Source organism: Bacillus sp. AFS041924 (assembly GCF_002577195.1).
Classification (GTDB): domain Bacteria; phylum Bacillota; class Bacilli; order Bacillales; family Bacillaceae_G; genus Gottfriedia.
Window position 1 is genome coordinate 1 of the sequence record NZ_NULG01000031.1, and the last position, 12,710, is coordinate 12,710.

Annotated in this window: 9 protein-coding genes; 6 read left to right on the forward strand and 3 right to left on the reverse strand. The window is 30.8% G+C overall.

Annotated elements, in window-relative coordinates; all coding sequences use genetic code 11:
• The first annotated feature begins 544 nt into the window (after nucleotides 1-544).
• On the forward strand, nucleotides 545-1,834 hold the full coding sequence (locus tag COC46_RS11000; protein ID WP_098809761.1) for a polysaccharide deacetylase family protein: 1,290 nt from the start codon (nucleotides 545-547) through the stop codon (nucleotides 1,832-1,834).
• Between the two features lie 617 nt (nucleotides 1,835-2,451).
• Here the strand turns inward: COC46_RS11000 and COC46_RS11005 are convergent.
• Nucleotides 2,452-2,901 (reverse strand): ferritin-like domain-containing protein, encoded by a 450-nt coding sequence (locus COC46_RS11005; protein ID WP_098809762.1) that lies wholly within the window; start codon nucleotides 2,899-2,901, stop codon nucleotides 2,452-2,454.
• A 454-nt stretch (nucleotides 2,902-3,355) separates the two neighbouring features.
• On the opposite strand from COC46_RS11005, the gene COC46_RS11010 reads away from it, so the two are divergent.
• The 4 genes from COC46_RS11010 to COC46_RS11025 all read left to right on the forward strand — a co-directional run bounded on the left by COC46_RS11010 (nucleotide 3,356) and on the right by COC46_RS11025 (nucleotide 8,979).
• The gene (locus COC46_RS11010; protein ID WP_098809763.1) at nucleotides 3,356-3,841 is read left to right on the forward strand and encodes an RNA polymerase sigma factor SigV; all 486 of its coding nucleotides are present in this window, start codon (nucleotides 3,356-3,358) and stop codon (nucleotides 3,839-3,841) included.
• A gap of 20 nt (nucleotides 3,842-3,861) precedes the next feature.
• Nucleotides 3,862-4,737 carry an anti-sigma-V factor RsiV gene (rsiV, locus tag COC46_RS11015; RefSeq protein ID WP_218012459.1) on the forward strand — a complete coding sequence of 292 codons (876 nt, stop codon included), beginning with the start codon at nucleotides 3,862-3,864 and terminating at the stop codon, nucleotides 4,735-4,737.
• 245 nt (nucleotides 4,738-4,982) lie between these two features.
• Nucleotides 4,983-7,001 carry an acyltransferase family protein gene (locus COC46_RS11020; RefSeq protein ID WP_098809764.1) on the forward strand — a complete coding sequence of 673 codons (2,019 nt, stop codon included), beginning with the start codon at nucleotides 4,983-4,985 and terminating at the stop codon, nucleotides 6,999-7,001.
• Between the two features lie 757 nt (nucleotides 7,002-7,758).
• A complete protein-coding gene (locus tag COC46_RS11025) occupies nucleotides 7,759-8,979 on the forward strand; it encodes a helix-turn-helix domain-containing protein (RefSeq protein WP_098809765.1) in 1,221 nt (406 codons plus the stop codon).
• Between the two features lie 47 nt (nucleotides 8,980-9,026).
• Here COC46_RS11025 and COC46_RS11030 read toward each other — a convergent pair whose 3' ends face one another.
• Complete coding sequence (locus COC46_RS11030; RefSeq protein WP_255294874.1) at nucleotides 9,027-9,836, reverse strand: M15 family metallopeptidase; 810 nt, start codon at nucleotides 9,834-9,836, stop codon at nucleotides 9,027-9,029.
• 416 nt (nucleotides 9,837-10,252) lie between these two features.
• Between COC46_RS11030 and COC46_RS22180 the strand changes: the two genes are divergently transcribed.
• Nucleotides 10,253-10,420 carry a hypothetical protein gene (locus tag COC46_RS22180; RefSeq protein WP_176545128.1) on the forward strand — a complete coding sequence of 56 codons (168 nt, stop codon included), beginning with the start codon at nucleotides 10,253-10,255 and terminating at the stop codon, nucleotides 10,418-10,420.
• A gap of 700 nt (nucleotides 10,421-11,120) precedes the next feature.
• Here the strand turns inward: COC46_RS22180 and COC46_RS11035 are convergent.
• Nucleotides 11,121-12,695 (reverse strand): SagB family peptide dehydrogenase, encoded by a 1,575-nt coding sequence (locus COC46_RS11035; protein ID WP_098809767.1) that lies wholly within the window; start codon nucleotides 12,693-12,695, stop codon nucleotides 11,121-11,123.
• Nucleotides 12,696-12,710: the final 15 nt, after the last annotated feature.

A 12,710-nucleotide genomic window follows, 5' to 3' on the forward strand; every position in this document is an offset into this window, starting at 1 on the left:
AGTCTTTTTTCAACAGCATTGAAAAAGTAAATTCCCATAAAAACCTTGATTTTTATAGCTAAAGTGGGGATGGAGATTTTTGGAAATCGGACTTTTTCAAAAATCATAGGGTTTTTCAGTGGCCTCAAGCGAGCATCCTAGAGTGGAAATCAACAAAGTACTTATTTATATAGATAAAGTTTACATAAATAACCAAAATAAACTTTCCGTTAAAAAACAGATAAAATAGTTCTTTTTATTCTTTCCAAAATTATCCAATTACTCCATTTGTACTAACTTCAAATCTTCAATTGACAATTCTTTACAGTACTTTACAATTAAAATGTAAGGATAATTTAATATTCGACATCTATTAATAATAATAAAACACTTGTTCTTAGTAGAGAAAATCTTTACTTATTTTTTTCTTTATAGACTACTATTTTTCAAGTAAAACAGTAGAAAAAATGTATGACAAAAGAAATAAATTTAGTTCGGTCTTCTAATATCTGCTGTATAAGAATAAATGTAAATTAGTGATTTCAGCACAAGATAGGAGGAAGTTATGTCAATTTACAATGGAAAACTTATTGAGCTATTATCAATCGAGCAAAAATTCGATAAATCCTTTTTACATATTAACCTATTATTTAATCAAGAAATTGAACTTCATTGGGAAATTGACAACGAAACCGCCAGTCAGTTGAAATCAAAAATTATGTTTGACAAAAATTGTAAGTATAGTCTTTCATTATGTAGTTCGTGGGATGAGGATAAAAATCAGTTTAATAGTTTCGTAACTAAAACAACTAATGATGACAGTGAGAAAATCTATTTTACTTGTTCTGAAGAGTATCATCTTCAGCTTCATTCTATTAAAAATATGAAGGATCTTCGAATAATAATCGACCTACCTTATTTGTCCCTTACTAGATCCAGTTCTAAAAAAGAGAAAGATAACTCTAAACGATATAAACTGTATGGTTGGGTTACTGTTGCTGCTATTAGTCTTCTATCAATTATTTTCATAGGTTATAAGAGTCAGACTTGTCTATCAGAATCTTTATTCTGCGGTAAAAAGCCAGCAAAAGCTGAAAGTGTCACAAAGGTACAAAACGTAAAAGTACCAGAAAAACAACTAACTCAACAAAAACAAGATCCGAAAAAATCTTCTATTAAAAACGTCTCCAAACCGAATGTGAAATCAAATGAGCCAGATGTTAGATACGCAATTAAAAAAGACCAAAATAAACCAGTCCAATCAATTTATCCGACTGTAAAGTTAAATAATGTGGTTTCTTATAGTATCCCAAAAGGTAGCGTTGCTCTTACTTTCGATGATGGTCCATCGATCTATTCGAAGAAAATCGTAAATGTATTAAAAAAATACAAAGTTGGCGGAACTTTTTTCTATATTGGAGAAAATGTTCAAAGATATCCTGATTGTGTCGAATACGCATATTCTAATGGTTACTCAGTTGGAAGCCACTCAATGTACCATAGAAACTTCGGAAACCGGTCGTCTAAAAACCAAGAAAATGATCTCGTTCAAACAAATAATTTAATAAAAAATATTACAAAACAAGACACAGTTCTTTTTAGACCACCATACGGGTCAAAAAATCAGGCAACTATCGAATTAATGCAAAAACACCAATTTAAAATGGTCTTATGGAATAAAGATACTGAGGATTGGAAAAACCGAAATACAAACACAATTATTCATTATGTAAAAAACCATACTGAATCTGGGAGTATCATTCTACTCCACGAAACTAAACCATCTTTAGATGCATTGCCTCAAATTATTGAATATCTTCAATCTAAAAATTTAAAAATAGTTAATTTAAATTAGAAAGGGCCGATCTCACGCGCCCTTTTTTTGAATATTTTAAATATACAAAATCATTCACACCTAGTGGCTCATATGGGGGTAGTATCTAGATGCGTTTTTCATTTGCAGTTTTGCACTTTTACTTTTTTACACTCCCTATTTAAAAGAGCACTCCTAAACTAATGGTAATCTTTAAGCGCACTCTTCCATTCAAACGTTTGTTTAAAAATAGATTGAATCCTCTAATTTCCGAAAAATCTTTCACTCGTTAATTCTAAAAAGTATGAATGTCTATCTTCTTCATTGGACGATTCTCTATTCACAAAGCCTTTATTAATAAAATTATATCTCTCTAAAAGTTGGATAGATTTTGGCTTTTTAGTCTGAACAGATCCTTTTATAATATGTAATTCAAGTGTTTTAAAACCAATCTAACACTGCTGTTATTGCTTCTTGCATGATCCCTTTTCCTTGGAGCCCTGGTGAAAGTTCATATCCAATTTCACCTTTAGACTGCTCGATTCCTCATTATTCATTTGCCTTAAAATAATCTGTCTGTGACTAATTTTGGAAATGGTTTGAAATTAAATTCTTTTCATAGAAAAAGCACTACTTTAAAGTAATGCTTCGTTTATGGTTTATTTATTTTTGATCATGTAATATAAAAACCAATTAGCATGAATGCCATCTTCAATAGCTGCTCGGTAAAATATATTTTTAACGGTTTGATTCGTTGCGCTGTCAGCAATTTTCAAATAAAAACGACTATCGTATTGTTCTCCAATAAATGAACCTTCAATACCTTGTTTAAAGGTTTTGCCACAGACTTGTGTAATCTTTGCATCAAGTGTTTTTCCAGTTAAAATTCGATAAATTTGTTGAAAAGCTTGATAGTGTTTAATATCATCTTCACGAATTTCATTAATAACTACTTTTGTAGCATTGTCTGGTGCTTGTTGTGATAATTGTGCAAGGCAATTGATCGCATTATATTTTAAGTTTATCGCTTTTTCAATGTCTGCTTCTAATTGTGGGTCCACCTGTCTATAATAATCATAATAATAGTTTGGATGTTGATAAGAATACATACCTTCCCCTCCTCTTTATCCCATATTACTTTATGGTCAATAAAAGAATTGGGTGCACGTCTAATTAAAGGTTGCTGTAGGATCTCACCTAAATAGCAAAATATTAATTGAAAAACAAGAAGTAGGAAAGAATAAACAAAGGGTAATGTACATGAGGTTATATAGTGATTAGGAAAAATAATTGGCAAGGGTTTTATATCCTTGCTTTTTTATTTTTCGCTGGAACCGTCTAAAACATATATTAACAGACTTTTTTTATTAATTTCTTACTGTCCATATACCAGCATCGGCATACTACTATTTTGAGTATTTTTACCACTTATTTCAAGGCTAATAGCTAGTAAAAATTCACTTAAATATTTTTTACTTTTTATAAAACTTTTTCGAATGGGTATACGTCTTTTAATTGTATACCTTCTTAGATACGTATCTTAATAAAGGAGCTCTTTAAAAAATGAAGGGGAAATCAACCTTAGAAAAGGAACTTGTAGATTTTATTATTAATAATAAAGCTGATTTTTATCGGTTGGCATATAGCTACGTTAAAAACTCAGAAGATGCTGTGGATATATTACAAGATTCTATTCAAAAAGCCATTTCCTCTAAAGATAAGTTGAAAAACGAACAATCTTTAAAAAGCTGGTTTTATAGAATTGTAGTAAATACATCATTAGATTTTTTGAGAAAACAGAAAAAAATAACGGTAATGGATGAGGAGACAATTGAGTTATATTCTCCAGGACAAGATGATAATTATGCGGACATTGATTTAGAAAGATCATTAGAATCTTTACCGACTAAATATCGGGCTGTAATTGTCCTAAGGTATTTCGAAGACTTAAAGATTGAAGAAGTTGCTGAAATTTTACAGGAAAGCCCAAATACAATAAAGACTCGTTTATATAAAGCTTTAGAAATACTCCGGATTAAAATGAAATGAATTTTTAGGAGGCTATTTAGTTGGATAAAAAATTAGAAAAATTAAGATCGGACTATAAAAATGTCCCTATCCCTGATAATCTGGACATGATTGTTAAAAAAGCAATTAAACGTTCCATGCGAAAAAAATTCCCTTTCAAGTCAATGACAGGTTTTGTTACCGCTGCATTATTTGTTTTATCAATAAATACTAGCTCGACTTTTGCAAAAACATTATCGAATGTCCCAATACTTGGAAAAGTTGTTAATGTACTAACTTTTACTGAATATACATTAGATGAACCAACCTATAAGGCAAATTTAAAAGTCCCTGCCGTCACTAATTTAAAAAATAAAGATTTAGAGCAAAGCTTAAACAAAAAATACTTAGATGAAAATAAGGAACTTTATGATCAATTTACGAAAGAAATCGAATACGTAAAAAAAGAAACTTCTGGTGCACACTTAGGAATTGATAGTGGTTATGAAGTTAAAACAGATAACGAGGACATTTTGTCCATCGGAAGATATGTTGTAAATACTGCTGCTTCTTCTTCAACCACTATGAAGTTTGATACGGTTGATAAGAAAAAAGAAATTTTATTATCGTTACCAATTCTTTTTAAAGATAAATCATATGTAAAAATAATTAGTGAAAATATTAAAGAACAAATGAATGAGCAGATGAAAAAAGATGAAAATAAGGTATACTGGATACCGGAAGCAAATCTTGATTACTCAATCGATCCTTTCACAAGCATGAAAGAAGATCAAAATTTTTATATAAATAAAGATCATAAATTAGTTATTTCTTTTGATAAATATGAAATTGCCCCTGGTTACATGGGTGTGGTTGAATTCACGATTCCAACTGACATTCTTTCAAACATTTTAGTTGGTCATCATTATATAAGATAACTTTAAAAATTTATAGGGCCGTTCTCAGGATAAGAGATTTGGCTCTCTTTTTGAGCGAAACAAACTACATTTTTCAATAAGCCAAATAGATATAGAACAGTCTGGCATAAAAAGCTATAAGGGGAAGGGGTAATTAGTAATGAACTTAACGGTTCAAACGGTTAAGAAATTGGATTTTACAAGCGCTAAACATTTTTTTGAAGGAGAAATCGTTTACAAAATGTATAGACAAAGAGGCTATGATTATGTCTAATACAACTAAACAGTTTCGTTATATGGCTGGATTAGACGGGCTTAGAGCTTTAGCAGTTTTATCAGTCATCGCATATCACTTGAATTTTTCTTGGGCTTCTGGAGGTTTCCTAGGAGTAACAGTATTTTTCGTACTTTCAGGCTATTTAATTACAGATCTTTTAATTGCGGAGTGGAGTATTAATAATCGGATTGACTTAAAACGTTTTTGGTTCCGTCGTGCAAAAAGACTGTTGCCTGGAATGTTTACATTACTACTTATCGTTATAGCATTTGTTTCTTTATTTAAATCATCTATGATCGGAAATTTAAAACAAGATTCAGTAGCAGCAATATTTTATTACAGTAATTGGTGGTATATTTTTCATCATCTTTCATATTTTGAATCATTTGCAAATCCATCATTATTAAATCACTTTTGGTCGTTAGCCGTTGAAGAGCAATTTTATATCATTTGGCCAATCCTTACTCTATTAGGCTTAAAATATATTAAAAATAAAGATCGACTATTTTTGTTCACATTAATCGGTGCAGTTGTTTCTGCATTACTAATGGCTATTTTATTCCATCCTGGTAGTGATCCTAGTAGGGTTTATTACGGTACGGACACGAGAGCATTTTCATTATTAATAGGAGCAGCATTAGCTCTAGTATGGCCTAGTCGAAAGCTTACAAATAACGTTACAACATCTGGAAAAGTTTTAATCGATCTAGTTGGGATCGCAGGATTATTTATTTTTCTACTTATGGTCGGTAAAACAAATCAATATGATAGTTTCCTTTACCGTGGGGGAATGTTTCTATTATCTATTTCCGCTGCTATGCTAATTGCAGCACTTGCTCACCCTACAAGTAAGATTGGTAGATTCCTATCAATGAGACCTTTGAAATGGATCGGATTACGTTCTTATGGAATCTATTTATGGCAGTACCCTGTCATTATTTTATTTTCCTCAAAGGTTAACACAGGCGAATTTTCACTTTTAAGAGCCATTTTTCAGGTTACCTTGATATTTGTTTTGGCAGCACTTTCCTATCGCTATATTGAAGACCCGATAAGAAAAGGTAAACTAGGCATTCTATGGAAGAACTTCCTCGCAGGAAATATTAATTTAAAAGAATTCTTTTATAAACATATCGTTATGATTAGCACTTTTATTTTATTATCTGGTATCGCAAGCTTCGGATTATCTGCTCTTCCTGACGCTAAAGGAGCAAAAGCAAGTTCGCAAGTTGAATCTGTTCAATCTGTATCAACACAATCATCCGAAACAGTTGAAAACAATGTTAAAAAGCCTCCTTCAACTAATGTGGTTGATCATGATCAAGTAGCAACTAAGCCAATTCAGCAAAATGAAGATGATAAACCAGCAGCTCAAGACGAAAAGCCGGTTGTAAATCATACAAACCAGCAAAATCAGACAAATAATAATGGTCAAACAAAAGAAGACGAAAAACCGAATGCAAGTAACAACCAAACTTCGGATAACAATAAAGATAACGATAACAAACCGGCTGTTACGAATAAATCGGTTAATTCAAATGATAGCGTATTTATCATTGGAGACTCTATTGTTATTAATGCGATTCCTGAACTGAAAAAAACATATTCATCTCTTTTTGTAAACGCCAAAATTGGTAGACAATTTACTGAAGCTAGTGGCATTATTCAACAAGCTAAAAGCACAAATTCGCTTGGTAATGTTGTTGTCATTGAACTTGGTACAAATGGTCCATTCACTGGAAAACAAATGTCTTCTCTAATTGAATTAATAGGAAAAGATCGAAAAATTTTATTTGTAAACACAAGAGTTCCTAGACCTTGGGAGTCTTTTGTAAATAAAACTTTAAGAGAAGTTTCAAGTAGATACCCTAATACTAGAGTTGTAGACTGGTATAGCGCTAGCGCAAATCATAATTCATACTTTTCATCAGACGGTGTACATTTAAAGCCTAGCGGAGCAAAAGTTTTTGCTTCATTACTAACAAATGCAATTGAATCATGGAAGTAAAATGAGTAAAACCACAAGGAATTCCTTGTGGTTTTTATAGTGGCTATATTTCATGAATCTGCTAGTTCAACGATGTCATGCGCGGTCTTATCCTTTAATGATAGTAAACAGGATCAATAATAAAGCCTTCTTGTGGAGTTAATCACTTAATAGACTGTTTTTGTTCTTCAGTTATTTCTTTTAAGATTGAGTCTGCAGAAATCGAAATAGCATAAGTTTTTTGGTGGGGTATTAATTAAGATGCAAGAAAACTTGTATCTAATACACCGGTAGCCATGACATTTAGTATTTTTTTCTTTCTACTCTTCATGAAAAACACTCCTTTTACTAAATTAATTAAGCTTACAGATCATTAGGAAAGTCTCAAAGTCTAGGAATATAGAACACCATAAACTCTTTCGAAATGGCTAAATATACCTATCCAATTACTTTCCTCTCCGTCAGTAAATAGTGTAAAATAAAGTACAAATAACTCGAATACTTTAATACCAATTGTACTTGAGCTCTAGCACATGGTAAATTGAGGGAATTTTTTTAAGATGTTCAAGAGTAGATGTATTTTTCTATAAACTTTTCGTAAAAATTATCAGAATTACTTAAAATATCTGATATTTAATGACGTTTTTCTATAATACATTACAGGCGTATAACATTTAGTATACTTATAAGCGAATTAGTATTTTGAAATTGGGGGAATTATAGTTTTCATTTACTCAAACTATATAATAAAGCTTTACTAAAAGGAGTAACTAATCGTATGTATGAGGGTAAAATAATTAGATATTATCGTGAAAAATATCAAATGACTCAAGAACAATTAGGTAAAGGAATATGTTCTGGGACACATATTAGCAAAATTGAACGATTACAAACAGAATATGCACCTGAAATTATTACCCTTTTATCGGAACGACTGGGAATAAATATCGAACAAGAAGATATGAAATTAAAAAATATAAAAAAGCGCTTAGATCATTGGCATGAAGTAATTATTATGCAATTGTTCGAAGAAATGGATTTAATTAACTTTGAGCTAGAGCAAGAAGAATTAATTCAAATTTCAAATTATATTAATCAATATAAACTGCTTCGCATCAGGTATTTATTAATGCGTAATTTAATTGATGAATCAAACGAGTTCATTGATGAAATAAAAAAAATAAAACATAAATTATCACCATATGAAATCAATCTGTTTAGACATGTGATGGGTATATACCATTTATCAAACCACGAACCTTTACTTGCCATTAAAGTTTTAAAGGAAATTAATAACGAAGAATATACAAATGGGGAATATTATTATCATTTAGCAGTAGCTTATCACTCTAGTGAATTACCTGTATTGGCTTATTTTTATGCCGATAAGGCCCGTCAGTTTTTTAAAAGTATCAATTCCTATCTTCGTGTAATTGACTCCGAAATGATTATGCTGATACAAATTAAAGATAATGAAGAATTTTCAGAGACGATTAAACGATTTGAAAAATTAATCCAAAGCTGTGAAATTTGTAAATCTTCAGACCGAAAAGCAAGAGTATTTCATAATTTAGCGTTTGAATATTATCGTAAGAACAATTATTGTTTAGCGAAAAAATACTATTTTGAATCTATGAAATTAAAGGATCATGAGTCTATTCCCTATTTACTTTCACTTGAAGGATATATACGAAGTTCATATTATGGAGAATTATTACCAAAGGATGAATTATTACAGCTTATTAAAGAAGGTTTCGAAATAGCTTTCCAGAAAAACGACAAATTCTATATCAGCATCTTCACCTTATTAGACTATTTAATTTCAGAAAAAGAACAAGAATATCATCAATATTTGGCGGACTATTCATTACCATTTTTTAAAAAATTGGGCTTTGTTTATTTGATAAATCGATCAGAAAAAGAATTGTTTAACTATTATTTTAACCGCAAACAAACACGTAAAGCACTAAGTTTGGCGAATACACTAATTAATAAATAAAAATAAAAGGCATATCCCTAAGATTTATAAGGATATGCCTTTTTATGCTACTTCTTCGCTGGCATTGCTTCTTCAAGTGCAAGATGTTTTGTGTATAGGTAAGTAGCGTATTCTTTTCCGACGTATCGAATATGCCATGGTTCGTAGTGATAGTTTGTAAGATCTACTTTATCTTCTGGATAACGAATAATAAAACCGTATTCGTGTGCATGTTCTGCTAACCATTTTCCTTCTTTTGTATTGGCAAATTCTACTTCTAAAGCATTACCAAATGACGGAGATGAAACATCCATAGCTAGTCCAGTCTGATGCTCACTCGTTCCTGGGAATGCACTGTAAGCTTTAGTCCATTCTTCTCCGCGTGTAGAAAGATAATTATTGTATAACGAAACTTGACGATCGTATGAACGATATCCAGAAATTGCAGTTAATGTATAACCATCTGCAGATGCACTAGCAAATAATGTTTCTAATGCATGTCCAGCTTCACTTCTCATTCTCGTCTTTTCTTTAACCGCTCCATTTAAGGAGATCGATGGGTAGATCAAATCGTCCGGTTCATAGCCATCTGGTAGCTTTCGGTCTTTATTAACTAACACTAATTTTGATTCAACGTTTAATACTTCTAATAATCCGGATTCATCTTCTTTTGTCGTTTTATAATAATCTGGAAAATTAAGTACATTATTATTTTTTACTATGTCTGTTTTAACTTTAGCATTTTTCTTAATAACGATTGTTTTTGGTTCTTCTCGATATTGCTTGTATAGAGTTCCTGCGACACCTGCTACTAATACTAAAGAAATTGCGATCCCTAAAATTGGTTTTCTTCTTCGATTTTTTTCTGTTCTGGACAAAGTTTTTTCTCCTCTATTATTTTTTATATTTTTCAAAATGGTTGTTTTCGTAAATTTTGCTACTAATTTTAAAAACATGATTTATTTATTCTGTTCTAGTATTGTCATGAATTGACTAAGTCAAACTACTAAAAAACAACCTTAAAACGTTTAAAAACTTAACAAGAAACTAATTTAAATTTGTTTTACTTACAATAGACGATTTAATTATACAAAAAGTTTTATAATCTGACATTTTTTTTAATTATATGTAATGTTAATAAATAGTATTTATAACAATTTTAAAATTGTGTTAATATAACTTTATGATAACTATTGAACAAATAGTGAACTTATCAAATTAATGTCTTTTTTAGGTATAAATATATTCTAATAAGCTTTTCATCAACGAATCTAACATATAGGAGAATAGAAAAATGAAATGGTTAATTATTTTTAGCCCCTTAATAGAGCTAGCCATAACTGCTGGTGTCGCTAAATTTTGGGCTGAGGATTTTAAAGAAATTGCACCAATTATTATACTTCAGTTTTTACTTTATACGTTTTTTATTACCCCAATTCTTCTTTGGGGATTTTTACGCTAAATATTTTCAAAAATAAAAAACCTACTTTCGAAAGGTTTTTTATTTTATATTTAAATAACAACTAAGTTAAGTATACTATATAATTTTAATTCAAAAGTACTATTATAGCTAAATTCTGAGACTTTTGTATGTCGAATTAGTGTCGAGTGAAGTTCGAGATTATGTTACTATTTGTAGATTTTTCCTTATTACAGATTATTTTTCAGGTATGTTATGAACCTATATGCTAAGTAACAAATCCCGTCAGTAATGGAGAACATTATTATTAATAGTAGGATTTGAAATAATAAAATCAAATTAGTTAAGCTCATTGTTAATCATTCCCTCTTAATTAACTTCGTCCATTTCCAAATTAAATGTAAAAATCTTTTTTATCTATCAATCTTACAAAAATTAAGCACTTGCAGCTTATATGTTTGTTTTATGAGAAAAAACAATTCTTCACCTTAATGGATCGATAAATTAGACAAAAAAAGAGTGTAGAGAAACTTTTTAAGGAGTTCTCTACACTAAGAATGTTTAAACTGTCCTTGCTTTCACATTATTGACAAAAGAACTGATCAATTATCCAATCATTTTTAAATGTAAAGGAAGATGTGGGGTCTTTAGTTTCTCTTCAATTCACATAAAAGTCGAGCACTCTTTTAGTTCGATCAATCTATGATCAATAGAAATATACAATAAAACAGCTAAATATCTTTTAACTATGCAGACTCCCTTGGATCCAAGGTCGATTTCGATAATATCCAATTGGAATTTGAATTAAACTTGTTTTTCCGATTTCATCTAATTGATATAACTCGTCGCATAGTTTTACATTGTACCCTAAAAGAGGATGGCCACCTAATCCTAATGCTGATGCGGCTATTAGTAATCGCTGAACCATCATCCCAGCTTCCATTTGTTGGATCCGGTATCCTCTATAACTATGGGAAGATTTTATGTGCTCTTTATTTCCTACTACATGTAGACAGATTGGCACTTGGAATAAATTAACGTTGGCAGCATTCATACCATTTTGAAGCTGTACTCGATGATCACCTAATTTAATTTGTTCTAATGAATGCGTTTGATCATCGTAGTAATAGGCACCATTGTTGATTCCTTCAATTTTATACAAGCATAAATAGATTTGTGGTCGGTTTTTATTTTTTTTGAACGATTCATCTAAGTCATTTAAATATGAAAAGGATGCTGTCGCCTCTTGGAGTAGTGTTGCTAGTTTTAGTTGACTAATAGGATGTAAAATAAAGTCCATTTCTGGTGAGAACCGTTCCTTACAAACAGTGGCTAAATCATAAGATATACGCTCCACTTTGGGTAGCATTATTCGCTGCCGATTATTTATAACATTTACATTTTTGTCTACTTTTCTAAATGTTTGGGTCGTTTCCATCATTGCTACTTTATTCATTTTAATTAGCATTGGAAAGTCTTTAATTCTTTTCGATTTTACTAAATATTGATGAGAAACGGTCGGTAGCTCTTTACTTAAGTCGGTGGAATTGTAATTTTTACTTTTTACATTTTCATTAGAAAATAAGGCATTTTTTTCAATAGTAAGCAAAATTGTACTATATACACTTTCTTCCCGCTCGTGAAGGCCGATTAAATGGTTAATAGCCTGATCTAGAAATTGATAATAAACACCCGCTTTAAATCCAAAACGTTTAGCCATTTCTAAAATCTGTCCCATTAGTACACCACAGTCTAGCCCTTGTAGACGATAAGAAAAATTATTGTACTTAAAGAAATTTTTCCAAAACATAGTTGATATAAAAACAGTACAAAAGCATTTAGGGATTTCACATCTATTTCCTAAAGCTCTTGAAACGTAAGAATCAAAATTTCCTTCCCTTAATAAAACTAAACAGTGTCTAGCTACATCATAATGATAGATCCCTGAAGATACGTTTTCACACTTAAGGTATACATATAATTCATTCGGATATAATCCTCCACCAGAGGGAACGAATCTTCGGTTTGAAGACATGATACTAACCGTTCCATTTGAACCAGAAGAAATCGCTGTTTGGGCAACTTGAGTTAATCCATATACATACCATAGAAGATACCCTATTTCATTTAGATTTGGCTTCATTTTTGCTCTATTCTCTTTTAAAGATAAAGGAACATTAAGTGAGAGTGGAATAGTAGGTAGATCTTTATAAAGCTTATAAGTTAATGGCGCATCCTCCCAATCTACTTCCCAATCTGATTGATTTGCCTTCTCGATATCAAAATGAAGATTGTGTAGAAATGTCTGTAAACTCATCGAAAATAACCTCCT